The organism is Basilea psittacipulmonis DSM 24701, from assembly GCF_000743945.1.
GTDB classification, from domain to species: domain Bacteria; phylum Pseudomonadota; class Gammaproteobacteria; order Burkholderiales; family Burkholderiaceae_B; genus Basilea; species Basilea psittacipulmonis.
Genome location: NZ_CP009238.1, coordinates 798,456 through 816,376 on the forward strand (window position 1 = coordinate 798,456; position 17,921 = coordinate 816,376).

The 17,921-nt window shown below is 40.1% G+C and carries 10 protein-coding genes and 1 pseudogene; 9 read left to right on the forward strand and 2 right to left on the reverse strand.

Annotation, left to right across the window (positions count from 1 at the left end):
* Positions 1-7: 7 nt before the first annotated feature.
* Complete coding sequence (gene gap / locus IX83_RS03470) at positions 8-1,018, forward strand: type I glyceraldehyde-3-phosphate dehydrogenase (protein WP_038499237.1); 1,011 nt, start codon at positions 8-10, stop codon at positions 1,016-1,018.
* Between the two features lie 104 nt (positions 1,019-1,122).
* Here gap and IX83_RS03475 read toward each other — a convergent pair whose 3' ends face one another.
* Entirely contained in the window at positions 1,123-2,217 is a 1,095-nt protein-coding gene (locus IX83_RS03475) for an NAD(P)-dependent alcohol dehydrogenase (protein WP_038499240.1), read from the reverse strand.
* Positions 2,218-2,795: 578 nt separating this feature from the next.
* Complete coding sequence (glnE, locus tag IX83_RS03480) at positions 2,796-5,519, reverse strand: bifunctional [glutamate--ammonia ligase]-adenylyl-L-tyrosine phosphorylase/[glutamate--ammonia-ligase] adenylyltransferase (RefSeq protein ID WP_038499242.1); 2,724 nt, start codon at positions 5,517-5,519, stop codon at positions 2,796-2,798.
* Between the two features lie 69 nt (positions 5,520-5,588).
* Between glnE and IX83_RS03485 the strand changes: the two genes are divergently transcribed.
* The 8 genes and pseudogenes from IX83_RS03485 (at position 5,589) to infC (ending at position 17,903) form a co-directional block, all read left to right on the forward strand.
* Positions 5,589-8,555: a YhdP family phospholipid transporter gene (locus tag IX83_RS03485; RefSeq protein ID WP_038499246.1), complete on the forward strand. Its 2,967-nt coding sequence runs from the start codon at positions 5,589-5,591 to the stop codon at positions 8,553-8,555.
* Between the two features lie 52 nt (positions 8,556-8,607).
* Positions 8,608-9,024, forward strand: coding sequence for a hypothetical protein (locus IX83_RS03490; RefSeq protein WP_038499249.1), 417 nt, complete (start codon positions 8,608-8,610; stop codon positions 9,022-9,024).
* An 80-nt stretch (positions 9,025-9,104) separates the two neighbouring features.
* Entirely contained in the window at positions 9,105-10,406 is a 1,302-nt protein-coding gene (tig, locus tag IX83_RS03495; RefSeq protein ID WP_038499252.1) for a trigger factor, read from the forward strand.
* Positions 10,406-11,056, forward strand: a complete 651-nt coding sequence (clpP, locus tag IX83_RS03500; RefSeq protein WP_038499255.1) for an ATP-dependent Clp endopeptidase proteolytic subunit ClpP — start codon at positions 10,406-10,408, stop codon at positions 11,054-11,056. Before tig ends, clpP begins: the two co-directional genes overlap by 1 nt.
* Positions 11,057-11,070: 14 nt before the next feature.
* Positions 11,071-12,321 carry an ATP-dependent Clp protease ATP-binding subunit ClpX gene (gene clpX / locus IX83_RS03505; RefSeq protein WP_038501472.1) on the forward strand — a complete coding sequence of 417 codons (1,251 nt, stop codon included), beginning with the start codon at positions 11,071-11,073 and terminating at the stop codon, positions 12,319-12,321.
* Between the two features lie 102 nt (positions 12,322-12,423).
* Positions 12,424-14,823, forward strand: a pseudogene (gene lon / locus IX83_RS03510) (endopeptidase La); the annotation flags it as partial.
* A 602-nt stretch (positions 14,824-15,425) separates the two neighbouring features.
* Positions 15,426-17,357, forward strand: coding sequence for a threonine--tRNA ligase (thrS, locus tag IX83_RS03515; RefSeq protein WP_038499258.1), 1,932 nt, complete (start codon positions 15,426-15,428; stop codon positions 17,355-17,357).
* 6 nt (positions 17,358-17,363) lie between these two features.
* Complete coding sequence (gene infC, locus IX83_RS03520; RefSeq protein ID WP_201770265.1) at positions 17,364-17,903, forward strand: translation initiation factor IF-3; 540 nt, start codon at positions 17,364-17,366, stop codon at positions 17,901-17,903.
* The last annotated feature ends 18 nt before the right edge of the window (positions 17,904-17,921 follow it).

Below are 17,921 nucleotides of genomic sequence, written 5' to 3' on the forward strand. Positions count from 1 at the left end.
GGTAAAAATGGCAATTCGTGTGGCAATTACAGGTTATGGACGTATTGGTCGTAATGTATTGCGTGCATTTTATGAAATGGGTAAAAAGCATGATATTGAAATCGTTGCGATCAATGCAATGGGCGATATTGAGACGAATGCTCATTTAACAAAATACGATAGTGCACATGGTCGCTTTCCTGGCACGGTAGCGGTGGATGGAGAATATATGGTCGTTAATGGCGATCGCATTCGTATGTTCTCAACGCGTAATCCATTGGAGTTACCTTGGAAAGAGCTTGATATCGATGTGGTGATGGAATGTACGGGCAAGTTTAATTCTAAGGAAAAATCAAAAGTTCATTTAGAAGCAGGTGCCAAAAAGGTTTTATTATCAGCACCAGGTGGTAAAGATGTGGATGCGACTGTGGTGTTTGGTGTGAATGAACATGTTTTGAAAGCAACGGATGAAGTGGTGTCTAATGCTTCTTGCACGACTAATTGTTTAGCACCTTTAGCGAAGGCCTTACATGAAGGATTAGGCATTGAAAAAGGTTTGATGACGACAATTCATGCTTATACCAATGATCAGGTATTAACAGACGTTAATCATAAAGATATTCGTCGTGCTAGATCGGCCACACAAAGCATGATTCCGACCAAAACAGGGGCAGCCGCAGCGGTAGGTTTGGTATTACCTGAGTTAAATGGTAAGTTAGACGGCTTTGCGGTACGCGTTCCTACGATTAATGTTTCGATGGTTGACTTGAGTTTTGAAGCTTCTCGAGAAACAACGGTTGAGGAAGTGAATGCTATCGTGAAAAAAGCCTCTGAGGGTCCAATGAAAGGCATTCTAGCGTATAACGAGTTGCCTTTAGTGTCGATAGACTTTAATCATGATCCTGCTTCCAGTACCTTTGATGCGACTTTAACTAAGGTGAATGGTCACTTAGTCAAAGTATTAGCTTGGTATGATAATGAATGGGGCTTCTCTTGCCGTATGCTCGATACAGCAGTGGCCATGATGAACGCAAAATAATGTCCGATATAGGCATCTAGTGATTTATTAGAAAGCTCATCTATTATCTAACATAAAAAAAGAAGCCACTTGCGTGGCTTCTCTTCATTTTAAGCACAATACATTTAAGGTTTAATCGCTACTTTCAATACGCCATCTCTTTGGTTGGCAAATAGATCATAAGCTTCAACAATATCGTCTAGTTTAAATTGGTGTGTGACAAGTGGTTTGAGATCCACATTACCGCTACGAATCACATTCATCAAACGACGCATGCGTTCTTTGCCTCCAGGGCATAGAGCTGTGTTAATCTTATGATCACCTAATCCCGCAGCAAAATACTTCAACGGGATGACTAAGTCTTGAGAGTACACACCCAAACTAGACAAGGTGCCACCAGGTTTCAGGATGGCTAGAGCTTGTTCAAATGTTTTTTGTGTGCCAAGTGCCTCAATACTAGCGTCCACGCCACGGCCATTCGTCAGTTTCATCACCTCATCAATAATATCGACTTCTTTAAAGTTCAAGGTAACGGTTGCTCCAAGTTTTTTGGCGATTTCGAGACGTTCGTTATTACCATCGATCGCAATGATGACGCTGGCACCTTTTAATCTTGCACCTGCAGTTGCACATAGACCAATAGGGCCTTGGGCAAAGATGGCAACGATGTCACCGATTTCAATGTTCGCGTTTTCAGCACCTTTGAAGCCTGTTGACATAATATCAGGACACATCAATACTTCTTCGTCCGTGAGTCCATCAGGAATTGGGGCAAGGTTAGCCTGTGCGTCTGGCACAAGCACGTATTCGGCTTGGGTGCCATCTATCATATTTCCAAAACGCCAACCCGCTGTTGCTTTATAGCCATGGCATGAGCAAACGCCATTTTCCATAAGGTAAGAACCATCTTGAGAGGGGTAGCCATCCTGACATGGATAAGAAGTAAAACTTGGGCAAATAGCGCCAGCAATCACCCTTTGTCCCTCTTCATATCCTTTGACATTTGAACCTAGTTTTTCAATAATTCCCACTGGTTCGTGACCGACGGTTAAACCTTTGGCAACAGGGTATTCCCCTTTTAAAATATGCACATCGGTGCCACATATGGTCGTGGTCGTGATGCGAATCAAAGCATCGTTAGGACCTACATCTGGAATTTTCTTCTCAACAATTTCTATTCTATTTTTGTCGATGAAGGCAGCAGCTTTCATTACACCCATAAGTTTCTCCTTTAAGATGTTTAAGAAAATAGGAAAGGACTTCCTAGGTTTATTGTATAGCCATCATGAGCGTAAGTGAATTTTTTTGTGATAATTTTCAATGAAATTTTTTATGTATAAAAGAACCACCGTCACCCGCACCTCGATCCTAGCAAAATATAGGAACCACTATCACCCGCAACCCAGTCAGAGGGGAGGCAGGCTCTGATAATGCTTAGCGAGGTACAGGAATCTCAAAACACCGAGCTGAATAGCAAACACCACCATATGCAACCCGATCCTAGAAAAGTACAGCAAACACTATCACCCGCAACTGAGTCAGAGGGGAGGCAGGCTCTGATAATGCTTAGCAAGGTATAGGAATCTCAAACATCGAGCTGAACAGGAATCACCGCCACACGCACCCCAATCCTAGCAAGGTATAGGAATCATCATCACATGCACCCCAGTCAGAGGGGAGGCAAGCTCTGATAATGCTTAGCGAGGTATGGGAATCTCAAAACGCCGAGCTGAACAGGAACCACCGCCATATATAGGCGTTCTTCTATCTGCCCAGCTCGTGATACGGTCAAAATAGTTTATCTAGGCTGTTTAAAAACGGCTTCCCACAGTTGGCAAACCTTTTCTCGTTCTGTTTGCACATCCTCTACTGGTACGCGTCCTAACCCTTGGCTTTGAAGCCGACACTTGTGTTGTGTTGCTCGATACGTACGATAAATATTGGCACATTCTAGCCCTAATGCTTGAGGGATAAATCCATAGTTGGCACACATTTTTAACAAAGCAATGTTGCCGAGATTTTTCATGAGATCAGGGTATTGATGAGCGTAAGACAAAATGAGGTATTGAACCATAAATTCAATATCGACCATGCCGCCTTTATCGTATTTTAAGTCGAACAAAGGCGTGGGATTTTTATGACCATCACTAATTTTTTGACGCATTTCTACGATTTCTTTTTTCAGTGTTTGAGGATCTCTAACTTGACTAAGAATTTCTTTTCGAAAATCCTCAAAAGCCTCTCCTAAGGCGGTTTCCCCCGCGACAAAACGTGCTCGACTTAATGCTTGATGTTCCCATAACCAAGCATGATTGAGCTGATAATTTTTAAATGCATCGAGTGAGATGGTTAATAAGCCTGCATCTCCATCAGGTCTTAGTCGCAGGTCAATATCGTAAAGTCGTCCAGAGGGGGTCATAGTAGTAAACCAAGTGGTTAAACGTCTGGCCAATAAAGTGTATTGTTCCAATGCTTCGGGACGTTTATCATCGTAGATCATCACAATATCTAGGTCTGATTCATATCCTAATTCTTTGCCACCTAAGCGACCGTAAGCAATAATCGCAAAGTTCGCGTTTTCAGGGGCTTGAGGGAATTTTGTTTCTCTTAAATCTTTCCAAACGCAGTTCAGGGCAGATGCCAAGAACATATCAGCAGTAGCCGATAATAAATCAGCGATTGTTTCCACCTGAATTTTGCCACCGAGGTCTTGAGCCAAGATTTGAAAACGAATTTGCTTTTGCATATCTCGCATAATGTTCATTTGTTGTTCAATATCTGAACGACCATCGGGTAATACCGCATCTTTTAAATGTTGGGAAAGTTGTTGTTTTAAACTATTAAAATCAATTTCTTGCATCAGCTGTGACCAATCAATCACAGAGTCAAGCAATAATGGGTTTTGGATAAGAAACTGTGCAGCCCAAGGACTGGCAGCTATCATGTTTGCAATACGTGTGATGGTAGCAGGGTATTCAACAAATAATGATAAGTACACGCTTCTTTGTGCAATATGTTCTAACAAGTCTAAAAAAAGCAAACAGGCTTGCTTGGGTTCGGCGGTCAGTTTACTTTCTTGAATAATACGAGGCAAAATCTGCATCACCTTATTACGACTGGTTTCTGAAAGCCGTCTGATTTTTGAACCCTCTAAAAATAATTTAATTCTTTGGCTAATTTCTTGAGTTTGACTGGCTTCAAAAGAAGATTGAATCAAAGCTTCAAGTTGATGATCTTCTGCATTATCTTCCTGATCGGTATGGAAAACACGATGAAACCGTTGATTCACAAAACTGCGGTGAGCATTTAATGTTTGTTTAAAGACCTCTAAGCTAGGAAAACCAAGTGTTTCGGCTAATAGCGTTAAGGTGTCTGTATCATGAGGTAGTAAGTGTGTTTGGGCATCTTGTCGATATTGAATAAAATGTTCCAATCGTCTTAAAAAAAGATAAGCTTCTTTTAATGAATGGGCATCCTGTGGCTCAATGATCCCGTATTCACATTCCTTATCTAAAGCGGTTAAGAGATTCGATACGCGTAAATCAGGGATTCGGCCACCGCGAATGAGTTGTTGAACCTGTACGATAAATTCTACTTCACGAATACCACCATCGCCCAGTTTGATGTTGTCATCGTTTTCGACAAAATTTCGTTTATTCACTTTCTTGGACCAATCTTCTCGAATCATATCGTGTAGTTGACGAAGTGATGACAGTGTATTGAAATCAAGATATTTTCGATAAACAAAAGGGCGGCGAATGCTTTCTAAATAGTTAAGGTCTTCACTTTGATCCACTCCCAAAGGAATAACTCTGGCTTTAAGCCAAGCATAACGCTCCCACTCTCTGCCTTGTAAAATAAGGTAGTTTTCCAAAGCTTCCAAACTCCACGCTAATGGCCCAGAATCGCCGTCAGGACGTAATCGCAAATCTGTTCTAAATACAAATCCTTGGGCCGTTTGTTCGGAAAGAATGGGCATCATACGTTGTGTCAATCTTGAGAAAAACTCATGATAACTAATGGGTCGTCGGCCCGTTGTTTCGCCCTCATCAGCGTAAAGTGTGATGAGATCAATATCAGAAGAGACGTTAAGTTCTTGTCCACCTAGTTTACCCATTCCTAAAATAATTAAATTCATCGGTGAACCATTAGCATGCACGGGCGTGCCATGTACCTCACATAGCGATTGATAAACATCATGGTAAGCAATTTTTATGGCGAAATCGGCCAATGCAGACATGGCTTGAGTGACTTCTTCAAAAGAAGCCTGTTGGGCAATATCTCTCAAAATCAAAGCACTAAATACTCGTTGACGAAGTAATCTAAGCGTGATTTTATGTTGTTCGATGGGATCGTCTGAGCGGTAAGTGGCGTTTTCTTCATCAAACCACTGTTGAATCGTTAGGGATGTTATGCTGTTTTGGGCATCTTGAATGATTTGTTCTTGAAGATGTGGATTAAATTGAACGCGATGATGTAGGTATTGAGACCATTTTAAGGCTGTATCAAAAGCATTATCCATAACAAATTCTCCTAGATGAGACGAATTAAATAATCATATAATAAGGTAACTATTCTGTGAGGATTTTTTGTGTTTCTTCGTAAAGTCGTTCAAGTTTTTTTATTGTCAATACTTACTGTGATGACGCTTAGCATCAGTGGTTGGCTGATTTTCTGTTATTGGGTATTGCCTAGAATTGACGCTTGGCGACCTTTGGTGGCCGAAATCGTTGAAAAAGAATTTCAGCTTCCATTGCAGTTTGACAAATTAAATTGTCATTTTGACGGGATGAAGCCGATGTGCCAGCTTTCCCATATTTATTTGTCAGACGATAATGATTTGGGCGTTAAAGACTTATCGATTGATTCCATTACTATTGGTGTGAAATGGTGGCAGTTTTGGAAACCTACCCAAGATGTGATTAGTGATGCCATTATCAAAGGACTCAGTTTTACTTGGGAAAATCCTCAACATGCTCCATTAAGTTTTTTACATATTCAAAATGGACAATTGCAGTACCGCCACGTGAGTCATTCTTTTGTGATTGAAGTCAATGATCTTGCTTTGCGTTCTTCTTTATTACTCAAGCCAGAACTTGATCTCCATTCTCTTAATGCTTATGGTACTTGGAATAATGGGGTATTGAATATTGGACATGCGGCGATTAAAGATGAAAAAGTCGATATTCAGTTCAAAGGTATTTGGCGAGAAGATAGCCTAGCACCCGCTGGCATCGTGAATATTAGCGGTAAATTGAATTACGTTAGTTTGCCACAGCTGTACACATTATTACCATCTACTTTGAATCATCATGCTTCTTCATGGTTGCAACATGCTTTTAAAACAGGCAGTGTTGAAAATGCAAACTTCGTTCTAACGGGCGATTTGGATTATTTTCCTTTTGGACGATACCAAGATAAAGGTTACTTTGAAGTAAAAGGCATTTATAACGATTTATTATTGGACTTTCATCAGGTCTCAACAGGACATAAAGCTTGGTATCCCATCTCAAGTAAGCAAGGTTATATTTATTTTATTCGTGATGAAATTCAAACAGGCATGGACAGAGGCAGTTTGTATGATCCCGAATTGCCTATTGATTTAACACGTGTGAAAGCCACGATTACAGGATTAGAAAGTGGCACAAGGATACATATTTCATCTCAAGCGGAAAGCGATGTAAAGAATTGGTTGAAATTTATTAATCAAACGCCGATCGCAAACTACAGTCATGACTTTTTAAAAGAAGCCAGTGGACAAGGAAAATGGCGTGGTCAGATTAATTTAAACATTCCTGCGGTGGAAGTGGACAATACCCAAGTGTCAGGATGGTTAAATTTAAATCAATCTACTTTGCAGATTGGTCCTGATTGGCCCGTTTTGTCGGATTTAGAGGGGAATCTTCATTTTACGCAAGAAGATTTAAACTTTCAGCAAGTAAAAGGTTCTTTTTATGGCAGTCCTGTGACGATTGATGGACAATTAATCAGCGATGAACTCAAGATTAATAGCCAGTTGTCGGCCCAATCTTTGTTGACTTATACCCAGTTTCCTGCAATGAAACGTTTGCAAGGTAGCACAAAGATGAATGCACGGTTTAAGTTGTTGCCAAAAGGGTTTAAGTTATCGGTAAATAGTGATTTGCAGGGGCTATCGTATCGTTTTCCTAGTAGTCTGACAAAAACAGCCAAAGATGCTTATCCCTTAAATCTGACGTGGTCACCTTTTTCAGAACATAGTAGTTTGCTGGAGTTGAATCTGGGTGAACGTTATTGGCTGGCTTTGGAACATGATTTTAATGATGATAAAAAGCCTTATTTTTACCGTGGTATTTTAGTGGCCAACCAAAAAGAAAAACCTTCATTACAACATGATGGTTGGGTTATTTCAGGGTCTTTGCCTCAGGTCAATGTACAAGAATGGTTGGCCTTGCTTGATGAGTTCCAATCATCAAATCCAAGCAAAAAATCTCGAGCCGTCTTGCCCAGTTTATATCGCATTGATTTAAAAACAGACGATTTGGTTTATTTGAATAACCATTTTGGGCCACAAATAGCGAGCATGCAACGGCTAGAAAAAGCTTGGCAGTTTAATTTGTCAGGAAAAGATAATAGTGGACAATTTGTTTTAACGGACGAGGGGGAATTAATAGGTGGGATGGAAAAATTAACCATTCGTTATCAAGCCGATGCGTCCAATGCCCAGAAAACATCGCGATTAACCCTAAAAGATTTACCTGCGATTGAGTTCAATATTCAACATCTTTTCTATCAAGAAAAAGATTGGGGTAAGGTGTCGATTTTGGCACAACGCCTTGAAGATGAGTGGCATTTATTTGATGGTACATTAACCGCAGCAGATGCTCAGTTGAATCTCAATGCTCAAGTGGCTCAAGAGAATCAGGCTTTGAAATTAAAGATGAACTATGATTTTCACTTTGATAAATTAAGTGATTACGAATCGTTATTTCATGAAGATAAAAAACAGTTAGAGGGTGGAAAAGGCTCTTTAACAGGACAGTTGGAAATGCCTGACTTAAATCATTTAGATTTCGCTACGGTGAATACTCAGTTTGAGTTAAAGGTATCACAAGGTCGTTTTGTGGAAGTAGATAATTCGGCTTTGAAATTTTTAAGTCTTTTGTCGATTCAATCACTGGGAAATATTAAAGATATTGGATCGTCGATTAGTGCCGTATCAGGGGGTATGCCATTTTCTTTTCTGAATCTAAAAGGTCGTATTCATCAAGATAAGATGATGGTGGATGATTTAAATGTGGATAGTCAAACACTGAAAATCTTTGTAAAAGGGATAACGGATTTATCCAGTAAGGCCTTAGATTTTAGAGTAGTGGTTGTGCCAAAGTTTGATTTAAGTGGGGCCGCCGTGCTAACGGGCGTGTTAGTTAATCCACTTGTGGGAGCGGGGGCCTTTTTGTCCCAGTGGTTGCTACAAGAACCCTTGGCAAAGAGTTTAACGAAATATTATGAAGTCAAAGGAAATTGGCAAACTCCTGATATACAGGAAAGCAAGAATTTTGATGCCAGTAGCTTTTAAAAGACGGTAATCATGTTATGATAGTTGAGTTTTTAATAACAGGGAGATCGTGATGAGCGATGAACAAAATACAGTTAACCAAGTAGAAGAACGTCAAACAGTGTTCTCTAATGGTGGTTTTGTAATTGCACTAATGGTGGTCGCATTGATGGTATTGATTGTGACATGGTGCGTGAGCTTTACTGCGATGTTTTTTGGTGCGATGGGTGCCTTATTGTCCATGGTAACAAAAGCCTTTGTTTCAACGACTGAACCAGGGTTTAAACCAGTTTGCTCGTGTGCTAAAACCGTTCCATTCGATGAAAGAATGGCGTATCTGCTCGTGCGTGCAGGACTAGGTATGATTTTTGGTACAGCAGGTTATGTATTGGCGTTTACGACTTTATTAGGTGCTGTATCGGGTTCGGTGGTCATTGTGATGGCCCTTGCATTTGGCTTTGTCTTTGATAGAATTTTTTTCAAAGCTTAAACGATTAATAACCATCTATTTTTTTGATAAAATGGATGGTTTGTCTTTTTTATTGTTTTATTATTTATAAGGTTTAATAAATGTCGATGGTTGAAACTCTAAATGGTCTAGAGCGTCAAGTAAAATTCAGCTTGACAGTCGGTGATGTAGAGAAAGAAGTACAAAAAGAACTTAAACGTGTTCAGCGTACTGCAAAGATTCAAGGCTTTCGCCCAGGTCATGCACCACTAAGTATTCTTGAGAAAAGTCATGGCCCTAGCATTCGTTATGATGTCATTAATCACATGGCTGGTCAGAAAATGAACGAGATTGCTGTGGCAGAAAAATTGAATATCGCAGGTGTTCCATCTTTAGAAATGGACGAAGCAGAAGAAGGGAAAATCAATCTTATTGCAAAATTTGAAGTGTTCCCAGAAGTGGCACTACCTGATTTTTCTGCAATTGAACTAAAACGTTTTGTATGTGATGTGACTGATGAAGATGTCACTCGTACGATTGACGTGATTCGCTTACAACGTGCTAAGTATGAAAAAGAAGACGGTCGTGCAGCTGCTAAAAACGATCGTGTGACCTTAGATTTTGTAGGTAAGATCGATGGTGTTGAATTCCCAGGTGGAAAAGCCGATAACTTCCCATTCTTGCTTGGTAATGGACAGATGCTTCCTGAATTTGAAGCAGCTGCCGAGGGCCTAAAAGCAGGGGAATCTAAAACATTTGATTTGCATTTCCCAGAAGACTATCACGGTAAAGACGTGGCAGGTAAAACAGCACAGTTTACGATTACGATTAAAGAAGTGGCGAAACAAGTATTACCTGAGTTGAATTCAGAGTTTGTGAAAACATTGGGTCAAAAAGACGGTAATGTAGATAACTTCAAAGTGGAAGTGCGTAAGAACCTTGAACGCGAAGTAAAAGCTCGTGTCCAAAATCGCACAAAATCAGAAGTGTTGAATAAAACAGCTGAAACAGTGGAGTTTGAACTACCTAAAGCTTTAGTTGCTCAGGAAACACAAGCACGCTTGCAAGCAGCTAAGGCTGATTTGAAAGCACGTGGTGTACCTGATGTGGATAAAGTAAATCTGCCAGCTGAGTTGTTTGAAGAAGATGCGAAACGTCGCGTTAAACTAGGTTTATTGCTACGTGAGTTGGTTGAGAAAGAAAAATTAAATCCAAAACCAGAACAAGTAAGAGCTTATATTGAAGACCTTTCTCAGAGTTTTGAGAAACCACAAGAAGTGGTAACTTACTACTTAACAGATGCTAATCGTCGTGCTGAAGTTGAGAACTTGGTGTTAGAACAAAATGTCGTTGATTTCATTTTGTCTAAGGCAAAAGTGAGCGAAGAGAAAGTGGCATTTAATGAAGTAATGGGTAATGTGTAATGAGTAGTCAGTTTTCCGATTTCTATGCAAGCCTACATGGTGGACAGTCTCTAAGACCCTCTGCCTTGGGTTATGTTCCAATGGTCGTTGAGCAATCTGGACGTGGTGAACGTTCCTATGATATTTACTCTCGTTTACTTAAAGAACGTATTGTTTTTATGGTGGGTGAGGTAAATGATCAATCAGCGAACCTAGTCGTGGCACAGTTATTGTTTTTAGAGTCGGAAAACCCAGATAAAGATATTTCTTTATACATTAACTCTCCAGGTGGAAGCGTGTCTGCAGGTTTAGGAATTTATGACACCATGAATTTTATTAAACCTGACGTTTCCACTTTATGCGTAGGTTTTGCCGCGAGTATGGGTGCCTTTTTGTTAAGTTCTGGTAAGAAAGGCAAACGCTACAGTTTACCTAATTCTCGCATTATGATTCACCAACCTTTAGGTGGTGCAAGAGGCCAAGCCAGCGATATTGAAATTCACGCAAGAGAAATTTTAGATTTGAGACAGTTGTTAAACGAAATTCTAGCGAATAATACGGGTCAAGCGATTGATAAGATTCGCATTGATACAGAACGTGATAATTTTATGAGTGCTAAAGCCGCTCAAGAATATGGTTTAATCGACGAAGTCGTGGTAAATCGAGTTTAAGAGGTTTAATGGACATGTCAACTGACAAAGAATCTAAGCCCCAATTAAAATGTTCTTTTTGTGGTGAACCTAAATCAGAAACCAGAAATTTAATCAATGGTGGCAGTCATCTTTATATTTGCGTGGATTGCGTGGCAAAATGCCAAAAACTCATTGATGAAAAAAGAATTAAAGATACTCAGAACAAAATTCAACAATTACCTACTCCTATTGAAATTAAAACGTTTTTAGATGAGTATGTGATTGGTCAAGAACGTGCAAAACGTACCTTAGCAGTGGCTGTTTACAATCACTATAAACGTTTGAGTTACGCCCAAATAGCCGAAGATGCTACTGAGGCAAAAAATGATGTTGAACTCAGTAAAAGTAATATTTTGTTAATCGGCCCTACAGGTTCAGGAAAGACTTTATTAGCACAGACTTTGGCTCGTCAGTTAAATGTTCCTTTTGTGATCGCTGATGCTACAACATTGACCGAAGCTGGTTATGTGGGTGAGGATGTTGAGAATATCATCCAGAAACTGCTTCAAAACTGTGATTACAATGTTGAACAAGCTGAACGTGCGATTGTTTTTATTGATGAGATCGATAAAATTGCTCGAAAATCAGAAGGTCCCTCTATCACACGAGATGTTTCGGGTGAGGGCGTGCAGCAAGCTTTGTTAAAACTTATCGAAGGAACCGTGGCCAATGTCCCTCCTCAAGGCGGACGCAAAATGCCTAACCAAGAGTTTATTCAAGTCAACACTTCGAATATTCTTTTTATTTGTGGTGGTGCTTTTGATGGTTTGGGTAAGGTTATCCAAAATCGTACAGAGCGTTCAGGTATTGGATTTGGGGCGACGGTTCACTCAAAAGATGAAAAAAGTGTGGGCGAGTTATTTACCCAAGTAGAACCTGATGATATTGTGAAGTTTGGTCTTATTCCCGAATTAGTCGGTCGTTTGCCAGTAGTGGCGACATTACAGGATTTAGACGTAGAAGCCTTAACAAAAATTTTAACTGAACCAAAAAATGCTATCATAAAACAGTTTCAAAAACTTTTCTCTATGGAAAATGTCACATTAGAAGTAGAGGATAAAGCGTTAGAAGCGATTGCAAAAAAAGCGATAAAACGATGTACTGGAGCTAGGGGGTTACGTTCCATTGTAGAGTCTTGTTTACTCGATACGATGTATGAGATACCATCAGATAAGACTGTTAAGAAAGTGGTCATAACAGAAAAATCCATTGAGGACGATGCTCAACCTGAGTTAATTCGCTAAAACGATTAAATAATAATTTGATCCTTGAAAACCTCTAGTATGCCCCCATATTAGAGGTTTGAGTCTCTATAGTAGAGAAAAAATTCATCGAAAAGGAAACATATGACTACCAATACTCCTTTGCCGATTGTCGCCTTACGCGATGTCATAGTATTACCGCATTCAGTCACTACCTTGTTTATTGGTAGAGATATTTCTATTAATGCGTTGGATTTTGCAGAAAATAGACATGAGGGTAGAATTTTATTGTTGGGCCAGAAAGATTCTTCGGTCGAACAGCCAAGTAGTGAAGACCTATATGATGTAGCTTGTTATTCTAAAATTCTTCAGTTATTAAGAATGACAGATGGCACATTGAAAGTGCTAGTAGAAGGGATGGAGCGTGTCAAGATTAATGAAATGATTATGAAAGACGCGTCTTTTTACTCTCAAGATTATGAATTTTTGTCATCAGTTGATGTATCAAGTGCCGAAAAGATTGCGTTGACAAGAGTCTTAGAAGAACAATTTACTCATTATTCTAAACTTTACAAAAAACTGCCTAAAGATTTGGTGCCTAAGGTTCGTAGTGAAGAAAGCTTAGATGATTTGTGCGATATTATTGCTTCGTACTTACCGATGCAGGTGCCAGAAAAACAATCTATTCTTGAAGAAGTTCGTGTAGCACAACGTGTTGAAAAGTTATTGCATTACTTGAACAAAGAAAGTGAAATTCTTCAAGTTGATAATCGTATTCGTGAACGCGTAAAAGCTCAGATTGACAAAAATCAGCGTGATTATCATTTAAATGAACAAATGAAAGCCATCCAAAAAGAGTTAAATGATGGCGATGAGAATTTTGAGTTTGATAAGCTAGAAGAACGTATCAAAAAAGCGGGCATGACTCAAGAAGCTGAGAAAAAGGCTTTGACTGAGTTGAAAAAATTAAAACTTATGTCACCGATGTCGGCTGAAGCTACGGTGGTGCGAAATTACTTAGATGTGTTGTTGGATGTGCCTTGGAAAAAGAAAACCAAGGTTAATACCTCTTTGCAGGAAGCGGTTCGCATTTTAGATGAAGATCATTATGGCTTAGAGAAAGTCAAAGAACGCATTATTGAATATCTTGCCGTACAACAACGTGTGGATAAACTAAAAGCTCCTATCCTTTGCTTGGTGGGGCCTCCAGGTGTGGGTAAAACCTCTTTGGGTCAGTCTATTGCACGAGCAACGAATCGTCTTTACACGCGTATGGCATTAGGTGGTGTACACGACGAAGCCGAAATTCGCGGACATAGAAGAACGTATATTGGGGCGATTCCTGGTAAAGTGATTGCTAATCTTTCTAAAGTCGGCGTTCGCAATCCTTTGTTCTTGTTAGATGAAATTGACAAGATGGGGAATGATTTTAGAGGAGATCCTGCAGCGGCGATGTTAGAGGTGTTGGATCCTGAACAAAATAACACTTTCCAAGATCATTATTTGGAAGTCGATTTTGATTTGTCAGAAGTGATGTTCGTGGCGACTTCAAATAGTGACAATATCCCAGCACCGTTGATGGATCGTATGGAAGTAATTCATTTATCAGGTTATACCGAAGATGAAAAAATTAATATTGCTTCTAAACATCTGATCCCTAAACAAATGGTTGAAAACGGCGTGTCTGCTCAAGAATTAACGTTCACGCAAGAGGCGATACGTCATATCATTCGTTTCTATACACGTGAAGCAGGTGTGCGTGGCTTGCAAAGAGCGATCGGTAAGATTTGTCGCAAAGTCGTGAAAGAAACCCTGCTATCTCAATCAGCTAAAACGAAGAAAGTAACCGTCACCCCTGAATTATTAGAACATTTCTTGGGTGTTGAAAAATACGATTTTGGCATGGCTGACAAAGAAAATGCCGTAGGTGAAGTTAATGGCTTGGCTTGGACAAGAGTGGGAGGCGTGCTATTGCCTATTGAAGCACAAGCTGTTCCTGGCAAAGGTGTGTTTTCTTTCACAGGTTCTTTGGGTAATGTGATGAAAGAATCGATGCAAGCCGCTAGAATTGTCGTGCGTGCTAGAGCTGATTCTTTAGGCATCTCCCAAAGTCGAATTGAAAAGACAGATGTTCACGTGCATGCACCTGATGGAGCGACTCCTAAAGACGGTCCATCTGCTGGTATTGCCATTACAACAGCGATTGTTTCTGCTTTGACAGGTATTCCTGTGCGTTGTGATGTAGGGATGACAGGTGAAATTACGTTACGTGGCGAAGTGTGGCCAATCGGCGGTTTGAAAGAAAAATTGCTGGCGGCATTGGCGGCTGGTCTAAAAACCGTTTTGATTCCGCAGAAAAATGTAAAAGATTTGCCTGATATTCCTGCTAATGTGAAAGAGGGGTTGAAGATTATTCCTGTCTCTAATATTGAAGAAGTATTGGAGCTTGCTTTGGATACCCAAGGAAACAAAGGTAAGAAAAAAGCCACTAGCACGAAAGCATCGAGCGCGAAAAAAGCTAGCACGGCAAGCGTGAAAAAAGCGTCAGCCACGAAAAAGGCTACTAGCACGAAAGCATCGACCGCGAAAAAAGCTAGTACGGCAAGCGTGAAAAAAGCGTCAGTCACGAAAAAGGCCACTAGCACGAAAGCGACGACCGCGAAAAAAGCTAGCACAGCAGGCGTGAAAAAAGCGTCAGCCACGAAAAAGGCTACTAGCACGAAAGCGACGACCGCGAAAAAAGCTAGTACGGCAAGCGTGAAAAAAGCATCGTCACGCACTTGATGGCTGAGTGACTTCGCGTTTTATGACATATATCCGTTTTTGCGAACATGCAAAGACGGATTTTTTTATACTTTTGTGTTGCATAAAAACAACCTTGATTTTTGTTCATTGCCGTTTTTGACGCTTTTCTTTTCGATTTCTTCGCTTTATCTACTTGACTTTATTATAAAGTGTTAAAATGGCGAACAGTTTTATGTTTAAGAGATAGATTGTTATACGATGAATAGAAATGTTACGCAGACCACATGAATAATAGGGTGTCTTTGGTTGCGTTTTTGCTTATTTATCGTTCATACATTTGCGAAATGCGACCTAATAGGAGTGTTTACTATAGGTCGCATTTTTATTTATAAAGGAAACTCATGATTCAAATTACATTACCTGATGGTTCGAAACGAGAATATGATAAGCCCGTTTCAGTGGCAGATGTTGCTCATGATATTGCCCCTAGTTTGGCAAAAGTCGCATTAGCAGGTAAAGTAGTGCTGACGAACCAAGAAGAAAAATTGGTAGATACCAGTTATCTTATTACTGAGCATGTTAAGCTTTCTATTATTACAGGCAAAGACCCAGAGGGATTGGATTTAATTCGTCACTCCACTGCACACTTATTGGCTTATGCCGTGAAAGAATTGTTCCCTGATGCTCAAGTGACGATTGGCCCAGTTATCGAAAATGGCTTTTATTATGATTTTTCTTATAAAAGACCTTTTACGCCAGAAGACTTGCAAAAGATTGAAAAGAAAATGCAAGAATTGGCCAAGAAAAATGAGACCGTGACTCGTGAAGAATGGACGCGTGATGAGGCGGTGGCATTTTTCCTAGAACAAGGCGAGAAGTATAAGGCTGAAATTATTGCCTCTATTCCTACGAATGAAACGATTTCTTTATATCGTGAGGGTAATTTCATCGATTTGTGTCGTGGTCCTCATGTTCCCTCTACTGGTAAATTAAAAGTATTTAAATTAATGAAAGTCGCAGGTGCTTACTGGCGTGGTGACTCTAAAAATGAGATGTTACAACGTATTTACGGGACAGCTTGGGCGACAAAAGAAGAACAAGATCACTATTTGCATATGTTGGAAGAAGCCGAAAAACGCGATCATCGTAAATTAGGTCGTGAACTGGACTTATTCCATATGCAAGAAGAAGCACCAGGCTTGGTATTCTGGCATCCACGTGGCTGGACGATGTGGCAACAGATTGAATCTTATATTCGTCGCGTTTACGTTGAAAATGGTTACCAAGAAGTGCGTAGTCCCCAAATTATGGATATTTCTTTATGGAAACGTACAGGACATTGGGACAACTATAAAGAAAATATGTTTACAACGGAATCTGAAAATCGTTTGTATGGCTTAAAACCTATGAACTGTCCAGGACATATTCAGATTTATAACTCTAATCTTCACTCCTATCGTGAACTACCTATTCGCTATGGCGAGTTTGGCGCCTGTCATCGTAATGAGCCCTCTGGTTCTTTGCACGGTATTATGCGTGTTCGCGGGTTTACTCAAGATGATGGACATATTTTCTGTACGGAAGATCAGCTACAAGAAGAATGTGCTAACTTTACAAAATTACTTCAAAAGGTATATCAGGATTTTGGCTTTACCGATATCTTGTACAAGGTAGCGACTCGTCCAGAACACCGAATTGGTGAGGATAGTATCTGGGATAAAGCAGAGTCTGCATTGATGGATAGTTTACGTCATGGTGGCTATGACTTTGAAATTTCAGAGGGCGAGGGTGCCTTTTATGGTCCTAAGATTGAGTACACCTTAAAAGATGCCTTAGGCCGTCATTGGCAGTGTGGTACCTTGCAGGTCGATTTCTCCATGCCAGTACGTTTAGGTGCAGAATACGTGGATGCTAATGATCAACGTCGTATTCCTGTGATGTTGCATCGAGCTATTCTCGGTTCTCTTGAGCGATTCTTGGGGATGTTGATTGAACATTATGCAGGTGCGATGCCACCTTGGTTATCGCCTGTTCAAGTCGCTGTTTGTAATATTTCTGATGCCCAAAAAGAATATGTTGAGGAAGTTGTATCAAAATTAAAACAACAAGGCATTAGAGTGATTGCAGACTTGCGAGGAGAAAAAATTACTCGTAAGATTAGAGAACAAAGTATGCAAAAAATTCCTTATATCTTAGTGGTAGGTGATAAGGAAAAAGAGGATGGTTCAGTAGCCGTACGTGCTAGAGGTAACCAAGACCTAGGTGTCATGCCATTAGAGAAATTTATCGAGTGTCTTCAAGATAACGTTAAAAATCTGAAGACGAATGTTTAATCTGTTATAGGAGTGTTTAACATCGCTACGGAAAAAAATCACCGCATTAACGCGGAAATTCGAGTTCCTGAGGTACGTTTAATTGATTCAGAGGGTGAACAATTAGGCGTGGTGAAAATTGCAGAAGCTTTACAAAAAGCAGAAGAGGCTGATTTAGATTTGGTTGAAATTGCACCCGATGCACAGCCACCTGTTTGTCGTATTATGGACTATGGTAAGTTCCGTTACCAAGAACAGAAACGTCAGCAAGAAGCTCGAGCAAAACAAAAAACGGTAAACGTAAAAGAAGTAAAATTCAGACCCGCTACAGATGAGGGGGATTATCAGGTTAAACTTCGTAATGTGCGTCGCTTTATTGAAAGTGGTGACAAGGCGAAGATTACCTTGCGTTTCCGTGGACGTGAGATGGCTCACCAAAAACTCGGTATGCAAGTTTTAGAGCGTGTAAAAGACGATTTAGGGGAATTGGTTCAGGTAGAATCTATGCCAAAACTAGAAGGTCGTCAGATGGTCATGGTATTGGCACCCAAACGCACGAAAAAATAAGATAACAATGACCTTGAA